This window comes from Nocardia sp. NPDC052112 (assembly GCF_040680135.1).
In the GTDB taxonomy this organism is placed as follows: domain Bacteria; phylum Actinomycetota; class Actinomycetes; order Mycobacteriales; family Mycobacteriaceae; genus Nocardia.
Window position 1 is genome coordinate 259582 of the sequence record NZ_JBFAWD010000010.1, and the last position, 17094, is coordinate 276675.

Sequence of the window (17094 nt, forward strand, 5' to 3'; positions counted from 1 at the left end):
AGGTGGGCGATGCGCGGTGCGTCGTCCTATGAACACGAATTCATTGCGTGTTCGCCGCGGTTGCGGTGTCAGTAGACGTAGACCACCGCGTTTTCACCCCCGGTGCAAGTAACCAGCTGCCCGTCCGCGACGCAGTTCATTGTGTAGGTTTGGCCGGTGACGGGGCTGGTTGCCACTACCGAGCGGGCTGAGCGCGAGACGTTTGTCGCGGCGGATTCGGCGTAGGCCTTGCGGACGGCTTCCGCGAAACCACAGCTGGTGACCGAGGATCCGGTGGCCGATTGGGTGTAGTTGCCCGAAACCGGTTGGCCGTTCGAGCAATTCGTCGCTCCCGCGGGGAGGGTGACCGAAGTGGGTGCGGCCTTGGTGGTCGAGCTCGACCGCGGTGTGGTCGCGCCGCCGGTGGTGCCGACAGGGGCCGTCGTAGTTACCTGCGCACCCGCCTGAACAGTCGAATCCCCGGATTTGCCGGAGTTGAGCGCCTGCCAGCCGATGGCACCGCCGACCGCGAGTACCACGATGACGAAGACGGTGACCATGATCGGCAACAGGACCGAGCGATCCCGCCGATAGGGATCCGTGGCGGGATCGTGCGCGTAGTAATCGTCTTCGTAGTCGGACTCGGTATAGGCCTGCGGCGGCGAGTATTCGGCCGGTTGCGGCGCCGGCCGGTAGGGGTTGGGCGCCGCATGGGCGGGTCCGCGCGGCGGCTCGAACGGCGGTGTGCCGGAGAAGGGTTGCGGTAACGGGACGCGGCGCGTCTCTGCGGCGGGTGAATCCTGTTGCGCGCCATTCTGTTCCGGATAACCGGTTTCGGGGTGATGCGACTCGGGATAGCGCTGGGTCTGCTCGGCTTGCGACGCCTCCGGAAACTGCTGCGCCGCACCGGGATACTGCGGTTGTTCCGGATACCGCCGCGTGGGCGGTGCCGCCGGGTCACCCGGATAACGTGGTGACGGCATGTGCTGCGGAAACTCCGGCGGTGACTCCTCGTACAAATGCGCATCCGGAAACGGCCGCACCGGCCGCGCGAGGCCGGGCGTCCCGAACTGCGGACCCGCTGGCCGCTGCGGGGGCAACGGCGTGAACTGCAGATCGGCGGGCGAGACCACCGTCGGTCCAGTCGGATGGATGACCGCCGGAATCGCGCCCGTCGCGGCCTCCGCGGGCTCCGCCGCACTGCGGTGCACCACAGCCTGATCCGACGGCCCGCGCGACGGATCGGGCGGCCGCACAATCAATGTCGGCGTATTCGCGGCGGGCACGGTGCCGCGTGCGGCCCTGGCCGCACGCGCCAGATCGCTGGCGGTCGGGAAGCGATCGGCGGCCTCCTTGGCCATACCACGGGCGATGACCTCGTCCATCGCCGCGGGAATTCCCGGTCGCTGCACGCTCGGCCGCGGCGGCGGTTCGGTCAGATGCGATCTGATCAGCACACTCGTGCTCCCGGCCGGGAACGGTGTCGCCCCGGTCAGGCATTCGTACAGCACACAGGCGAGTGAGTAGATATCGGCGCGACCGGTCACCGGTCCGGAATCGAATCGCTCCGGCGCCATGTAGGTGTAGGAGCCGATGGCCGTGCCCGCCTGGGTCATCGCACTGTCGCCCTCGATGTGGGCGATGCCGAAGTCGACCAGATAGGCGAAATCCGCTTCGGTGACCAAGATATTGGCCGGTTTCACATCGCGGTGCACGAGACCGTCGGCATGCGCGGCGTCCAGTCCGGCCGCGATCTGCTCGATGATGCCGATCGCCCGCTCGGCGCTCATCGGCCCCTGATTGCGCAGGACCTCGCGCAGATCGGTGCCGGGCACCAGCCGCATATCTATGAACAGCACACCGTCGATCACGCCCCAGTCGTGGATCGGGATGATGTGCGGTTCGGCCAGCCGGGCGGCCGCCTGCGATTCGCGACGGAAGCGCACCTGGTAGATGGGATCCCTGGCGAGTTCCTCCGACAGCAGTTTGACCGCGACCACGCGGTCCTTCACCGTGTCGTACGCCTCGTAGACCTCGCCCATACCCCCCTTGCCGAGCAGCGATCTGAGCTCATACGGCCCGAACCGACTACCGACTCTCCATCCAGGTCCGTCCACCCCGTCATTCCTCCACATCCCGGGCGAGATCGCCCATCACCAGCACCGGTATGCGCGATCCGGCCGCCCGTCAACCTGTGGATTGTCCTGGTGCGACCACCCCGTGGTCAAACGCAAACACGATCGCGGCGGCGCGATCCCGCAACTCCAGTTTGCCGAAGATATGTCCGACATGGCTCTTGACGGTAACTTCCGAGATACCGAGATCACGTGCGATCTCGGCATTGACGCGCCCGCGCCCGATCAATTCGAGCACCTCGTACTCGCGCGCGGTGAGTTCGGCCAGTCGGCTGTCGTCGCGGGTGACGGTGGGGCGGACCGTCCGATATGCCGAGAGCACCCGACCGGTGACCGACGGGTCCAGCCAGGCCCCGCCGACGGCGACCGTGCGGACCGCCCGGATGAGATCCTCGGCGGGTGAATCCTTCAGGATGAATCCGGCCGCCCCGGCCCGCAATGCGCCCGAAAGCAGCTGGTCGTCGTCGAAGGTGGTGAGCACCAGCACCGGCGGCGCCCCGTCGCGCGCACGCAGCATGCGGGTCGCGTCGATGCCGCCGACGCGCTTCATGCGCAGATCCATCAGCACGACATCGGGTCGGTTGGCCGCGATCGCGGCCGGCACCTCGTCGCCGTCGGCACATTCGGTGACCACGAAACCGTCGCGCCGCCGCAGAATGCGCCGCAGCCCACCGCGCACGAGTTCCTGATCGTCGACGACCAGAACGGTGACGGGCTCATCGCCACCGGCCGCATGCCCTGTCGTCACGCGCCCTCCCCCACCGCACCGTCGCGGCGCATGTCACGCATCGCGGTCGCGGCGTCATGGAAGACGTCGGGCAGACCGCACGACATCGACCAGGCTCGCACGCCACTCAGCGGGAACTCGGCGCGCACCGTCCAGCCGTCGGCGTAGGGCCCGGCCTCGAGGCGGCCGCCGAGCAAATCGGCGCGCTGGCGCATACCGGACAGTCCCATCCCGCTGCCCAGATCCGGCGGCAATCCCTTGGGCAGCGAATTGTTCACGATCAGCCGGGCCACCGACGAGTCCACCTCCAGGAGCACGGTCGCGGTCGCGCCGGGCGCATGTTTGATCACATTGGCCAGGGATTCCTGGCCGATCCGATAGAGCGCGAGCCCGACCGCGGCGGATACCGCGGACAAATCCTCGGCACGGGTGTAGCGGACATCCAATCCGGCCCCGGCAAAGTCACCGACCAGATCATCGATGTCGCGAATACCCGGCTCCGGCACGAGTTTGGACGGGCGAGCATCCAGCAGGCCGATGGTGCGGCGGATATCGGCCATGGCCTGCCTGCCGAGTCGCTCGGCATCGACCAGTGCGTCCACCGCTTCGTCCACGTCGCGATCGGTCTGCAGCGCGTGCCGGGCGGCGGTCAGATGCAGCAGCGTGATGCTCAGCGAATGCGCGATGACATCGTGCACCTCGCGCGCGATGCGGCTGCGTTCCGCGTCGGCGGCCCGTTCGGCCCGGATCTGCTGGCTCTCGCGTTCCTGGTACAGAAATTTGCGCTGGTACTGCAACATCACGCCGACCAGCCAGCCGAGTGCGATCCCGACGATGTACATCTGCAGGCCCTGCAACCGCTGACCCGTCACGCTCCACATCAGATGACCGGCCGCGTCGAAGGCCGTCAACTGGAGTACCGCGACCACCGCGAACAGCGCACTGAAGCGTTTTCGCACAATCGCCGCGACCTCGCCGACCATCACCACCAGGATGAACGGGGAGAAGTCGGACGATACCGGCTGGGTGAGCATGATCGCCGTCGCGACCAGGCCGGAGACCGCGAGCAGGATCGGGCTCGGGGTCACACCGAAGAAACAGAACAGCGGCACCGACAGGAAAACCAGGATGAGCGCGAGAATCGGCAGCGCGGTCGGAAAATAGTCGTGGCGCTGAATGATCGCGCCCACACCGACCACGAGCAGGGCCGCATCGGCGCTGATCATCACCGAGGGCGGGTAGTCGAACGGCAACTCTTCGAGATTGCGGCGCAGGACCGCGATCGGATCGCGCACGAAGGCCGCGAACCGGTCCCGGACGCGCCCACTCTCGCGGAACGGTATCGCCGGTTGGGCGCCCGCCGACGAGCCGATGGCGTGGGTCACATCCATGTTGTAAGGCTAACCGCCAGGTCGAGACCGGTGCATCGTGCTCGGAGCGGGGTCCGACTCCTACCGCGGTAGGAGATCGATTCGCGTCCCTGGCACGAAGACACCATATTTTCCCGTCCGTAGCGTGAGATCTACCAAATCACGGAAGGGCATATGCCATGTCCGATCATTTCGAGCGACCTGCAAGCAATCGCCACGGCGATCATTTCGAGCGACCTGCAAGCAATCGCCACGGCGATCGATTCGAGCAACACAGCAGTCGCAATGGCTGGGAAGATCAGCACCGCCGCACCGAGATCGTGCACACCGTGCTCACCCGCGCGGCCACCGATCCGGCCAGTCCCGACCTCTTCGCGGAGATCCCGGACCTGGATCGGCTGTTCGGCGGTCGGGAGGGCCTGTTGCTCGCGTTGCGATATCGATGGAATATCCATCTCGACGCGAAATTGGACCAGGCGCTGGTGCAGGGCCAATCCGCAGTCGAGGCCTATCTCGAACTCGCCGCCGAACAGCCCGCCCTGCGCGCCGTGCTCGATGCGCAATATCGTCGCCAGGGCCGGGCAGCCGAGGCGATGGCACGATAACGCCTCGTGCGACACAATCGAACAAGATCGAATAACTGAGAAAGAGGTGGGGGACCGCGATGTCGGACCAGGCCATGCTGGAACTGACGGATATCACCAAGGAATATCGCGTCGGCGAACAGACGGTGCGCGCGCTGGACGGCATCAGCCTGCGCATCGAATCCGGTGAATTCACCTCGATCATCGGGCCGTCCGGCTCGGGTAAGAGCACGCTGCTACATCTGCTCGGCGCGCTCGACACTCCCGACTCCGGTTCGATCCGCTTCCAGGGCGAGGAGATCGGCGGCCTCGACGATGAGCGGCAGTCCGAATTCCGCCGCCACCGTGTCGGTTTCATCTTCCAGTTCTTCAATCTGCTGCCGACCCTCACCGCCTGGGAGAATGTCGCGATTCCGAAGTTGTTGGACGGCACCGGATTGCGCAAGGCCAAGCCGCGCGCACTCGAACTGCTCGACCTGGTCGGGCTGAGCGAGCGGGCCGCCCACCGGCCCGCCGAATTGTCCGGCGGTCAAATGCAGCGGGTCGCGGTGGCGCGGGCGCTGATCATGGATCCGCCGCTGATCCTGGCGGACGAACCGACCGGCAACCTGGATTCCAAGACCGGTGCGTCCATCCTGAAATTGCTCGGCGAAATCGCGGGCAACGGTAATTCGGTGGTGATGGTGACCCACGATATGGGCGCGATCGGATATTGCGACCGGGTGATCACGTTGCGCGACGGGCAGATCGGCTCCAATGACAAGGTCGATATCGCCACGCGGTCGGTGCGCGCGTGATCGGCGCGGCATGGGATCGGCTGCGCCTGTTCAATATCGGTGAACTGCTCGCCCACCGCGGCCGCACCTTCATGTCGTTGACCGTGATGGCCGTTTCGGCATCGCTGCTGGTCGCGGTGTTCAGCATTTCCGGTTCGGTCACCGGTTCGGTGGACCGGCTCACCCGCAGTCTCGGCGGCAAGGCCGTGCTGGAGGTCACCGGGATCACCGACGCGGGCTTCGATCAGCAGGAACTGCAACGGATCGCGACCACACCCGGCGTCGACAAGGCGGTGCCGATGTTGCGCGCGCAGGTCGGATCCGGTGCCGATAAGGCACTACTGATCGGCGCCGACACCAGCATCACCGCACTCGGCAGCGATCTGGGTGGGCCGATGGCCGCACAGGCGAGCAAGTTGCTCACCGTGCCGAACGGTGTCCTGGTCGGAGCCGGGATGGGGCGCGCCGAGGGTGAACAATTCCCGCTCGGCTCCGGAACCGTCACCGTCGCAGCGGTTCTCGACAAGAAGACCTCCAAGCAACTCAACGGAGGCCACATCATCGCCGCCCCGCTCGGGCTCGCACAGAAACTCACCGACCGCGTCGGGCGGCTGGACTCGATCCAGATCATCGCGACCGCTGGCACCGATGTGGACCAGTTGCGCGAGACGCTGACCAAGGTGGTCGACGGCCGGGCCGTGGTCGCCGATCCCGGATTGCGCACCGCACAGGCGGCTGGCGCCATCCAGATCGTGCGGTACTCGACGGTGACGGCCTCGGCGGCGGCCCTGATCGTCTCGGCATTCCTGATCTACAACGCGATGAGTATGGCGGTCGCCCAGCGCAGACCCGTGTTGTCGATGCTGCGGGCCATCGGCGGCAAGCGCGGGCCGATGGTGCGCGATCTGCTGGTGGAGGCGGCGCTGCTCGGCGTGCTCGGCGGGGTGGGCGGCGCGGTGATCGGTGCCGTCATGGGTGGCGTCGCGATCGGCAAACTGCCCACCGCCATCATGCAGTCGGTGGAGGCACGCACCGAATATCTGGTGCCCGGCTACGCGATTCCGGTGGCGATCGGAGCCTGTGTGGTAGCCAGCGTCGTGGCGGCCGCCGTCGCGGCGCGCCAGGTGTACAAGGTCGAACCGATCGAGGCGTTGGCGCCGGTGGGGGCGGCGCGCACCGATGCGACGAGTGCGGCACTGCGCTGGGCCTCGATCGTGCTCGGCGTCGGCCTGATCGTCGGCGCGATCGTCATCGCCGAAGCCGACCTGGGCCGTACGTCGCTGGCGGCGATCTCGATGTCGTTCGCGGGGGCGGTGGCTCTGTGCTTCGCCGCCACCGGGCCGATCGTGCGGGGTGCCGCGGCGATCGCCGGACGCTTCGGCGCGCCGGGCACGCTCGGGGCCACCACACTCGAACGCGCACCGCGGCGGGTGTGGGCCACCGCGATGACGGTGATGATCGGCGTAGCCGCGACCGTCGCGATGGGTGGGGGCTCGCGCAATATGGTGGATTCGGCGACCGCTTCGTTCGCGGGCTTCGCCGATACCGATCTGTTCGTCAGCACCAGCTCGATGGAGCAGTTCCCGACCGGGCCGTTGCTGCCCAACGGATTACGCGAGAAGATCGCCGAGGTGCCCGGGGTCGAGAAGGTGGGGCCCGCGCAGATGGCCTTCGCCACCCTCGGCACCGGGCGGGTGATGCTACAGGGCTATCCGAGCGAGGCCGACGAATCCGAGACCGGTTCGGTGAGTCGAGAGGTCATGGCCCACTTGGCCACCGGGCAAGGTGTCGCGATCTCGCGGGATGTCGCGCGATCACTCGGCATCAGCGCCGGGGCGGAACTGACCCTGCCGACCCCGACCGGCAACCACACCGTGCGGGTGCTGGATGTGATTCCGTACATCTCGGCCATCTCGGGTGTGGTGGTGATGAATCTCGACCAGATGCGCGCGTGGTATCAGCGGCCGGGCGAAACCGTGCTCGCGGTGCATTTCCAACCGGGCGTCGACAAGTCGGCGGTGCAAGCCGCTGTGCGGCGGGTTGTGCCCGCGGATATCCATGTCGATACCGGCGCGCAAGCGGTCATCGCGATCTCTTCCAGTCTGCGGCAGGGCTCGGCCATCAGTTATGCCATTCTGTGGATCGTGGTACTGGTGGCCACCGTGGCACTGCTGAACACCCTGATGCTCTCGGTCCTGGAACGCCGCCGCGAGCTCGGCGTCCTGCGAGCCATGGGTACCAGCCGCAAGTTCCTGCTGCGCTCGGTGCTCGCCGAGGCCGTCGGCATCGGATTCATCGGCGCGGCAATAGGTCTCGCGGTCGGCGCGGCAATCCAGTATCTGGCGACCGTCGCCACCGGGCACGCGTTGACAATCGACATCGAGTACCAGCCGAGTCCGATGCTGCTGGTCTACGGCACCGCCGCTCTGGCACTGGCACTGCTCGGATCGATTCCGCCCGCCTTGCGTGCGGCACGGATGCCGATCGTGGAGGCACTTGCGGTCGACTGAGTCCGGTCGGGCTGTCGCATTGCGTGCGGCCGCCCGATCGGTTTGTTCGGCGGACGATTACAGCGGTGGCGACTCATATGCCGGATTCCCTAGCGGCATCCAACTCGGCTGTCCGGCAGGCGATTACGGCCGTTCGGTGCCCACCGCAGTCCACGCGCCGCAAGCTGGAGGCCGATCCCGCGGCGCTTGTCACACACGCCCGCGATTGCCGAGTCCGGCACGCGGCTAGGGCTGGGCGACGCCCACACCGCGGCGAGTAGGCACACAGCGGAGCGCTCGGTGATCGTCTCGGCGTGGTCGCAGCACGGTCGGGGCTGTCGACTCGTTCCGCGTGGGCAGATCGCCCGATTTCCGACCGAATTCAGCTGTCCGGCAAGTGATTACAGCGGCGCCGCGTCCCACCATGCAGTCAGTGCGTCCTGGGCGGTAGGTGTCGGCGGGACGGTTTGGACGCCCCCGGCGGTGCCGTGGTTGCTCACGTACACCAGGAAATTCGAGCGGGCGGGGTCGGATTCGAAACTCACCACCAGTTTTGCCGTGTGATAGAAGGGCTGGAGGGGGCCGGGCGGGTCCTCTACGACCCAGCGGTGGGTATTCACCGGGATTCCGCTCTTCTTGGCGGCCGTTGCGATATTGGCGGGCAGTGCCTGGACCACGGCTCGGGCGTCGGCGGCGGAGGGGTATTCGAGGATGGTGTAGCTCATCTGCGCGGTGGTCTGGGTTTCGCGATGGCATTCCCATGCGGTGATCCACGGGCTGAATTTCAAGGGTTCGTCCTCGACCCCCAGCGCCTCCCCGGCCTCCGACGCCATACAACGCGCGTCCTGATAGGCCTCGCCGAAATCCTCCTTGCCCTGCGGCACCAGATTCGGAAACAGCCTGCGGCTCTTGGCCAGCGCATCGGACGGAGCGGCCACCGCAGTGGAGGTGACCGGTGGTGGCACCGCCGAATCGGGCGGACCTTCCGAATCCCAGCCGACGACCACGAGTGTGCCCATCACGGCGATCACCGCGGCGACGATGCCGACGGCGATCCAGCCGATCAGCACCGCCGTACTCCGCCCACGATCCGGCGTCGGCTGCGGGGCAACGGCATTCGGCCCGAACGGGGGCGGCGCGGCAGCCGGCGGCATCGCAGCGGGCGGGCCCTGAGTCGGCGTCGGCTGACCCGGCATCGGCGAGCCGGGCGTCGGTTGGCCCTGCGCCGGTGGCCCCGGTGGCGGAGCCGCCTGCTGCGGTGCCGCCGGATAGGCGGCCGCCTGCGGCGCAGGTGCCGCCGGATAACCCGCGGCGTGTGGCGGTACCGGCTGCTGTCCTGGTGGATAGGCCTGCGGCGGCGCGGCGTATCCAGCCGGTCCGACGGCCTGCGTGGACTGTGCTAAGGCAACCTGATCGGCGGGCGTACCGAATCCCGGTGCGGGCGGCGCGGATCCAACGGTCTGTCCCGGGTACGCCGGAGGGAAGCCGGGACTCACCTGCACGGTGGCAACCGGTGGCGCGGTCAACGCGTGGCGGGCCGCTGCGGCGAATTCGACGCAGGTCGCGTACCGGTGCTCGGGATGTTTGGCCATCGCCTTGGCCAGCACGCCATCGAGCGCGGGATTCACCCCCTGTCGTCGGGTAGCCAATGGCGCGGCGACATGTTGCAGATGCCCGCGGATGATGTCGTTCGGATCGGGCGCGTCGAATGGCGCCATGCCGGTGAACAGCCAGTACAGCGCGCACGCCAGTGAATACTGATCGGTGCGGTTGTCCAGCTTGGCTCCGGTCATCTGCTCCGGCGAGGCATAGGACAGGGTCGCGCTGAACATCCCGGTCTGGGTCAGATGAGTGGAGTCCTCACGCAGCCGGGCGATGCCGAAATCGGTCAGGAAGACCCGCTCGCCCTGTCCGCCGCTGGAACGGGCGAGCAGGAAGTTGGCGGGCTTCACATCCCGATGCAATACGCCCATGCCGTGCGCGTAGTCCAGTGCCGCCGCGACACCCTCGATGATCTGCACCGCCCGCTCCGGCGGCAGCGTCATCGGGTCGACGGTCGCCGCGTCGACGCCATCGATGTACTGCATGGAGATCCAGAGCTGGCTGTCCTCGGAGCCGCGGTCGTATACGGCGACGATATTCGGATGGTCCAGATGCGCGGCCAGATCGGCCTCCCGCTCGAAGCGCGCACGCACCTCGGCGTCGGTGAACAGCTCCCGATTCAGCAGCTTCAGCGCCGTCTGCTTACCGAGGCGGGGGTGTCTGGCCAGGTATACCGAGCCCATCCCCCCTTGCCCGAGCAGCCGCTCCACGGTGAACCCGGCGAACACCTCACCGCTGTTCAGCAACGCGACCCCCTTCAGGTGACTGCGGCCCTCGGACATCGGTCATCCGAACGCGTAAACAGAGTTGTGAGCCTACCGGGTAGCCTCTTGGCCACGCCGTTTCGAATTCTCCGGGAAAATCGGCGAAACTATCAACAGGGCGTCAGCACCGTGTCAGCTCCTGGCATGATCCGGTGCTGATCGCGCGACGTCCGGTCACCGACCGGGCGGGTGTGACGAGGATTTTTTCGCACTGCCGATGGAACAACGGGTGTCAGGTTGTGGTGGTGGGGAGAACATGGCGGTGAGGTCTACAAGAACGATGGTGAATTATCGGGTGGCGCTGCGCGGCGCGGCACTCACGGTTTTGGTCACTCTCACCTCCTGCTCGCTGTTGACGAGTACCCACGACGCACCCGCTGAACCGACGCTACCCGTGGAACGGCCCGGATCCTGGCATCCCGGCTGGTCGATCTCGCGGCCCGATTCGCTGGCCGCCGATTTCACCCAACTGCAGCCGAATCTGCCGGGCCAGGTCGGGATGGCCATCATGCCGGTCGGTGGCGGCCGGATGACCATCTTCGGCGACTGGACCAGCGGCATCGCCTGGTCCACCATCAAGGTGCCGCTGGCCATCGCGGCGCTGCGGCACGACCCGACCGGTGTCACCGAATACGCGCACGAGGCGATCACCGTCTCGGATAACGATGCGGCCGAAGCGCTCTGGGAGTCACTCGGCGACAGCGAAGAGGCCGCGCGGGCCGTTCAGGAGGTCCTGGACGAGGCCGGTGACGCGCTGACCAATGTGTACGGACCGAAGACCAGCATGGACTACATCGCATTCGGCGCGACCGAATGGACGCTGGCCAATCAGGTGCGCTTCGCCTCGCAGCTGCCGTGCCTGCCCGAGTCCGGCGCCGTGGTCGAGTTGATGGAACAGATCACGCCGGAACAGCGCTGGGGCCTCGGCACCATCGAGGGCACCGAATTCAAGGGCGGCTGGGGCCCGGACGACGAAACCGGCGTCTACACCGTCCGCCAGTTCGGCATCGTGCCGACCCGATCCGGCGGTGTCGCGGTCGCGCTTGCGGCACAGGCCGATTCGGGCACATTCGAAGATGCGACCGCCCTGCTCGATCGGCTGGCCCGGCTGCTGTCGCGGCACCTCGACGATCTCAACGGCGGTAAGTGCCCGCAGCAGCCGCGCTAGCCCGGGGTGACCAGTCCGGATTCGTACGCGAGTACGACTGCCTGCGCGCGGTCGCGCAGATTCAATTTCGAAAACACCTTGGAGACATGGGTTTTCACGGTCTGCTCGGCGACGAACAGCGTGCTGGCGATCTCGGTATTGGACATGCCCTTGGCGATCAACTCCAGCACCTCACGTTCGCGCGGGGTCAGTGATGCCAGTGCCGGTGTGGGTTTGACGCGGCTGGCGGTGCGGCGGCGGGTGACATCGGCGATGAGGCGACGGGTGACCGTCGGGGCGAGCAGTGCCTGCCCGTCGGCGACCACACGCACCGCACGCACCAACTCCTCCGCGGGCGCGTCCTTGAGCAGGAATCCGCTGGCACCGATGCTCAACGCCTCGTATACGTAATCGTCGATATCGAAGGTGGTCAGCATGAGCACCCGAACCGGCGGGTCGAAACCGGCGGCGAGGATGGCGCGCGCGGCGTCGAGTCCGTTCATCTCCGGCATGCGGACATCCATCAGCACCACATCCGGGCGCAGCCGCTTTGCCTCGGCGACGGCGACCTTTCCATCCGGCGCATCACCGACCACGCTGATATCGGACTGCGCGGCGAGCAGGGCGCCGAAGCCCTGACGCACCATGGCCTGGTCGTCGGCGATCAGAACAGTAATTGCCACGAACGCTCATCCGCCTCTCCGCGTATTCAGGCCATACTAGTCAGGTGCGAGATCAGTAGCGTTCAGGTCCTGCGTCAGGCACGTAACCAGTTGTGGACGTGCCCGACGAGTTACCCATGTGCCAACGAAATCAGTTGCCCAGTAGGCGAATAGCCACGATACACAGCCGCGGAGAGGGCCTATACCGTCGACGTGATGCCGGTCAGATGTCGTTCGCGGCGCTGATTGTCGCAGTAGTCGCCGGATCGAGTTCCGGCTGCGTCGCGGGAAGGATCGGCAGGCGCACTTGCACTTCGAAGCCGCCGTCCGCACACGGGCCCGCCGATACCTCGCCGCCGACCGCGAGCGCTCGGGCCCGCATGCCCGCGAGGCCGTGACCGCCGTTGCCGACCGGACGGGCGACGGTGGCGCTCAGCGCATTGCCGACGCGCAAGTGCAGTGCGTCGGTGTCGACGACAATCGATACCTGCACCGGCGCGCCCGGGGCGTGCCGGGAGGCATTGGACAGCGACTCCTGGACGATCCGGTAGAGCGCGAGGCCGACCGAATCCGGGACCGGATCCAGCAGCCCGTCGACGGTCCAGTCGATGCGCACACCGGCGCGGCGCGCGCCCTCGAATAGGCCGAGCACATCGGCGGCTTTCGGTTGCGGTGCGTGTTCGGGCTGCTGACCGTCGCTGCGCAGGACGCCGAGCATGCCGCGGATCTCGTTCAATGCCTCGCGGGCGGTCGCGCCGATGGATTCGAATTCCGCGCGGGCGGCGGGCGTCACACCCTCGACCCGATACGGCGCCGTCTGGGCCTGCACCACGACGAGGGACATGTGGTGGGCGACGACATCGTGCAGGTCACGGGCAATGCGGGCCTTCTCCTCCAGAATCGCGCGCCGAGCCCGCTCCAGCTCGTTCTCCTCCTCCTTGGCCAGCAGCTGTTTGCGCGACTGCACCAGCCAGCGCACCAGCATCGCGAACAGCACGACGGCGGCGAAGGCGATGGGCCAGGCCCAGGCGGCGCCGGAGATATCGCCGTCGCTGGTCATCGTGGTGGCCAGCAGCAGGGAGGTCGCGCCCCAGGCCACCGCGACGATCGGGACCGCCGCGCGCAGGGCCACCGCGAACAGCAGCGCGAACAGGCACAGAATGTGCACGACCTGGATCGGGATCTGATTATTCGGCTGATTCGGGATGGCCAGGGCGATGAGCAGGGCCGAACCCGCGGATATCGCCCAACCCAGCGCCGGATTCAGCCGGATCAGCAGGATCGGGAATGCGGCGAGCGCGGCAATGAACGGCTGCACCGCGACCGGTACGTCATGGGTGAGGTGCAGGGTCGGCCACGCGACGGCGTAGAAGATCACCGCGAGCAGCACGGTGCACGCGTCGAACCACATCCGCGCGTTCATCCCCTTGATCCAGCTACGCCGTTTTTCCCTCATGGCTACGACAGTAGGAAGCCGGGCGGTCTGGGTCCTCATACCCACGGGTGAATTCCGTGCCAGTACCGGAGTGGGAGGTCTCGCGTGCGCTCCCCCGGCGGCACGGGCAGCGAAACCGCTCCGCGGCGTGAGGTGGCGTAGCGGGGGCGATTCCTAGCGTCGAGCACCATGAGCACACCGACCATCGCTGCCGGCGCCCGAACCCGATCCATCGCACGACGCTCTGCCGCATTGACGGCGGCCGCGCTGACCACCATGGCAGCCACCATCATGTTGGCACCCGCGGCGCATGCCGCCACCGTCGAGCGGCCGGTGGAGGATGCCGCGATTGGTGCCGCCGTGCTCGAGCTGACCTCGGGCGGGCCGGGATCGGTCGCCGTGATTCCCGCCGACTTCGCGGAGCGGTTCGGTTATCGGCCCGCCGTTGTGGATGGGCTGCTGGTGAATCCGGACGGGGATTGCTCGTCACCGGTGACATTGCCCAGCGAATTCGAAACCGCTTGTAAGGCACATGATTTGGGATATGACCTGCTGCGCTATGCGGATGCGCACGGGCAGCCGCTCGGCGGGTGGGCCAGACAGGCGCTGGATGCGACGCTGGATGCGCATATGCACGAGGCGTGTGCGGCGCGCGTGGACGGGTTCTCGCGGGGGCGGTGCAACGCGATGGCGAGTATCGCGGATACCTTCGTCGATCTGAATTCGCGGCGGCAGGGCTACGGGGTACCGGTTGTCGAATCGACGCTCGGGGCATCGGGTTCCGGAGGTAGCGGGTGGCCGGGTTGGGTCGTCGGCGGCGGTACGCTCGGGTTGGGGGCGGCCGGGTTGCTGCCGTTCGTCGGGCGACGGCTCGATGAGCGGGCCCGACGCCGTTCTCCGTCGAGCGGAGTTTCGAATCGTATCGGCGCTCTGGGGATTCGGGCATGAGCACGTCGATCATGACCAGACCGGTATCGGCCCAGGATAGTTCGCCCAGCATTTCGCCGCACCGAGGCAATCGATGGAAGACGATCGTCACCAAAGGATTTCACCGCGGTACGCATCCACGGATCGGTACGACGCTCGGAATCGGCCTCGGCACCGTGATATCGCTCGCTCCCGGCCTACTTCCTCGCACACCGAGTACCCAGGCCGTATTGACCGGGCTGCTCGCCGCCCTTGCGCTGGCCGCTGCGGGAGCTCTTCGATTTGCCGTGCGGCGCTGGGATTTCGATATCAACCGTCGGTTGGTTCGATTTCGCGCACCGTTGCTCGGTCTGACCACGATCGCCGTCGTCGGGATGGTCGCGCAGGCGAGCCATTGGCAGAACCGGTTGCGTGCGGCGATGGGTACGGAGCTGATCGGTCCGGACTACTGGCTGTGCTGGGCCTTCATATCCGTAGCGATTGTCGGGGTACTCACCGGAATCGTCCGCGTGGCCGGGTGGTGCGCGTGGAAGTTGGGCTGGACGCGCGGCATCGCGGTGGGTGTCGTCGCGGCGTCGATGCTCTACCTCGTGGGGATACCCACGGCTGTCGACTGGCGACGCAGTGCCTACGCGGCTGCCAATGCGACGATCGATCCCGAACTGGTGCAACCGGTTTCGTACATCCGGTCCGGGAGCGCCGGATCCGCGATCAGCTGGCTGTCACTGGGCGCACAGGGGCGCAAGTTCGTTGCCGGATCACCCGCCGGACCGAGACGGGTGTACGTCGGACTCGACTCCGCGCCCGACCTCGATTCTCGTGTGGCCCTTGCCATTCGGGAGTTGGAGCGGTCCGGTGGATTCGAGCGGTCGAATATCGTGCTCGCGGTGCCGACCGGGTCCGGATGGATCGATGCGAATGCGGTGCGCGGCTTCTACGAACGCTTCGGCGATGATGTCGCCCTCGTCGGAATGCAGTACTCCTACGCCCCCAGCTGGGTGACCTTCGTCTTCGGGCGCGACGATGCGGTCGCCTCCGCGCGGGCGCTGTTCGATGCCGTGGAGCGTCGCATCGGTACGCTCGACCACAAACCCGAGCTCTACGTCTATGGGCAGAGCCTCGGCGCGCTCGGCGGCAGCTCGATATTCACCGACGACGCCGATCAGGATCGCCGGACTTGCGCGACGCTGTGGGCGGGTCCGCCCGCCGGTCAGGTGCATCGGGCGGGCGCGACGGTATTGGCCAACAGCTCGGATCCGGTGGTGCACTGGTCGCCGTCGCTGCTGTGGCGCGCGCCCGAACTCCGCGATGTCCGGGTGGATGCTCCTGCGCCGCAATGGCTTCCGGTGGTCAGCTTCCTGCAGACCAGTGCCGATCTGCTCGCCGCGCTGAATGCGCCGCCGGGCCACGGCCACCGCTACGGCACCGATCAGGGCACCGCCATGGGCCGCTGCTGATCATGCTGCCGAGAGGCTTGATCGCCTATAGAACATGTTCTAGTTTGCTAACCATGCCCTTTGTCATCGATGCCACCGTCGAGATCGACGCCCCCGCCGAACTGGTGTGGCAGGTGATCACCGACCTCCCCCGCTACGGCGAGTGGAACCCCTTCTGCATCGAATGCCGCAGCACCCTCGTCCCCGGCGAACCGATCGATATGCTGGTCGCGCTCTCCGGCCCCAAGCCGCGCCGCCAGCGCGAATGGATGGTCTCGCACACCCCGGGCACCGAACTCAGCTACTCGATGAAGCCGGTCCCCCTCGGCGCCCTACACAGCCTGCGCTCGCACCACGTCACCCCACTCGGCGCCGACCGCACCCGCTACGAATCCCACTTCGAACTCGGCGGCTGGCTGCACCCCCTGGTAGTGGCCACCCTCGGCAAAAACCTCCAGCGCGGGTTCGCGGGCATGACCGAAGGCATCCAGAAGCAAGCCGAATCCCTGCGCGCCCACTGACGACGCACCCGTCTGATCCTGAGATCCCGGCGCGGCTGCGGCACGCCTACCCGAGTACGTCGCAGACCGCCACGAGGCCCGATACGCCGAGCCTCGTACGAGAACATGCGCGAAACCGACTGACGGCCGCGCCGGGCGAAACTTCGGGCTCCATGCCGAGCCCCGAGACCCCTTGTCCGCTCTCGAACCAAGGTCCGCAAGAGCGCGCGATTCAACCACAGCAGAGCACGCAATCGAGCTCGACACCGAACCCTCAGATCCCCGAACCACGCTCGAACGAACATCCGCAAGAGCACGCGAGTCGGATGAGCCGAGACACGCAGTTCGAGCTCGACACCGAACCCTGAGACGTCCCGAACCACGCTCGAACGAACATCGGCAAGAGCACGCGAGTCGGATGAGCCGAGACACGCAGTTCGAGCTCGACACCGAACCCTGAGACGTCCCGAACCACGCTCGAACGAACATCCGCAAGAGCACGCGAGTCGGATGAGCCGAGACACGCAGTTCGAGCTCGACACCGAACCCTGAGACGTCCCG

13 protein-coding genes are annotated in these 17094 nt (G+C 67.0%); 7 read left to right on the plus strand and 6 right to left on the minus strand.

The window, feature by feature from the left end; all coding sequences use genetic code 11:
* Window positions 1–68: 68 nt before the first annotated feature.
* The 3 genes from AB0L58_RS21610 to AB0L58_RS21620 all read right to left on the minus strand — a co-directional run bounded on the left by AB0L58_RS21610 (window position 69) and on the right by AB0L58_RS21620 (window position 4232).
* Complete coding sequence (locus AB0L58_RS21610) at window positions 69–2096, minus strand: protein kinase (RefSeq protein WP_364389194.1); 2028 nt, start codon at window positions 2094–2096, stop codon at window positions 69–71.
* A gap of 70 nt (window positions 2097–2166) precedes the next feature.
* Window positions 2167–2862 carry a response regulator transcription factor gene (locus tag AB0L58_RS21615; protein WP_364389195.1) on the minus strand — a complete coding sequence of 232 codons (696 nt, stop codon included), beginning with the start codon at window positions 2860–2862 and terminating at the stop codon, window positions 2167–2169.
* Window positions 2859–4232 (minus strand): histidine kinase, encoded by a 1374-nt coding sequence (locus tag AB0L58_RS21620; protein WP_364389196.1) that lies wholly within the window; start codon window positions 4230–4232, stop codon window positions 2859–2861. Before AB0L58_RS21620 ends, AB0L58_RS21615 begins: the two co-directional genes overlap by 4 nt.
* A gap of 158 nt (window positions 4233–4390) precedes the next feature.
* Here AB0L58_RS21620 and AB0L58_RS21625 point away from each other — a divergent pair, with 158 nt between their 5' ends.
* From AB0L58_RS21625 to AB0L58_RS21635, 3 genes are read left to right on the plus strand one after another with little or no spacing between them, the layout of a single operon-like run.
* Window positions 4391–4816, plus strand: a complete 426-nt coding sequence (locus AB0L58_RS21625) for a hypothetical protein (protein ID WP_364389197.1) — start codon at window positions 4391–4393, stop codon at window positions 4814–4816.
* A 59-nt stretch (window positions 4817–4875) separates the two neighbouring features.
* On the plus strand, window positions 4876–5592 hold the full coding sequence (locus tag AB0L58_RS21630) for an ABC transporter ATP-binding protein (RefSeq protein WP_364389198.1): 717 nt from the start codon (window positions 4876–4878) through the stop codon (window positions 5590–5592).
* Complete coding sequence (locus AB0L58_RS21635; protein ID WP_364389199.1) at window positions 5589–8081, plus strand: FtsX-like permease family protein; 2493 nt, start codon at window positions 5589–5591, stop codon at window positions 8079–8081. The genes AB0L58_RS21630 and AB0L58_RS21635 overlap by 4 nt, the downstream gene beginning before the upstream one ends.
* Window positions 8082–8461: 380 nt before the next feature.
* On the opposite strand, the gene AB0L58_RS21640 is transcribed toward AB0L58_RS21635, so the two are convergent.
* A complete protein-coding gene (locus tag AB0L58_RS21640; RefSeq protein ID WP_364389200.1) occupies window positions 8462–10444 on the minus strand; it encodes a protein kinase in 1983 nt (660 codons plus the stop codon).
* Window positions 10445–10706: 262 nt separating this feature from the next.
* Here AB0L58_RS21640 and AB0L58_RS21645 point away from each other — a divergent pair, with 262 nt between their 5' ends.
* Window positions 10707–11594 carry a hypothetical protein gene (locus AB0L58_RS21645; protein WP_364389201.1) on the plus strand — a complete coding sequence of 296 codons (888 nt, stop codon included), beginning with the start codon at window positions 10707–10709 and terminating at the stop codon, window positions 11592–11594.
* Here the strand turns inward: AB0L58_RS21645 and AB0L58_RS21650 are convergent.
* Both AB0L58_RS21650 and AB0L58_RS21655 read right to left on the minus strand, forming a co-directional pair.
* Complete coding sequence (locus AB0L58_RS21650) at window positions 11591–12256, minus strand: response regulator transcription factor (RefSeq protein ID WP_364389202.1); 666 nt, start codon at window positions 12254–12256, stop codon at window positions 11591–11593. The two genes, AB0L58_RS21645 and AB0L58_RS21650, sit on opposite strands and share 4 nt — an antisense overlap.
* A 202-nt stretch (window positions 12257–12458) precedes the next feature.
* Window positions 12459–13658: a histidine kinase gene (locus tag AB0L58_RS21655; protein WP_364389259.1), complete on the minus strand. Its 1200-nt coding sequence runs from the start codon at window positions 13656–13658 to the stop codon at window positions 12459–12461.
* A 201-nt stretch (window positions 13659–13859) separates the two neighbouring features.
* Between AB0L58_RS21655 and AB0L58_RS21660 the strand changes: the two genes are divergently transcribed.
* From AB0L58_RS21660 to AB0L58_RS21670, 3 genes are read left to right on the plus strand one after another with little or no spacing between them, the layout of a single operon-like run.
* Window positions 13860–14618, plus strand: a complete 759-nt coding sequence (locus tag AB0L58_RS21660) for a hypothetical protein (RefSeq protein ID WP_364389204.1) — start codon at window positions 13860–13862, stop codon at window positions 14616–14618.
* Window positions 14615–16054: an alpha/beta-hydrolase family protein gene (locus tag AB0L58_RS21665; RefSeq protein WP_364389205.1), complete on the plus strand. Its 1440-nt coding sequence runs from the start codon at window positions 14615–14617 to the stop codon at window positions 16052–16054. The genes AB0L58_RS21660 and AB0L58_RS21665 overlap by 4 nt, the downstream gene beginning before the upstream one ends.
* 53 nt (window positions 16055–16107) lie before the next feature.
* Window positions 16108–16554, plus strand: coding sequence for an SRPBCC domain-containing protein (locus AB0L58_RS21670; RefSeq protein WP_364389206.1), 447 nt, complete (start codon window positions 16108–16110; stop codon window positions 16552–16554).
* The last annotated feature ends 540 nt before the right edge of the window (window positions 16555–17094 follow it).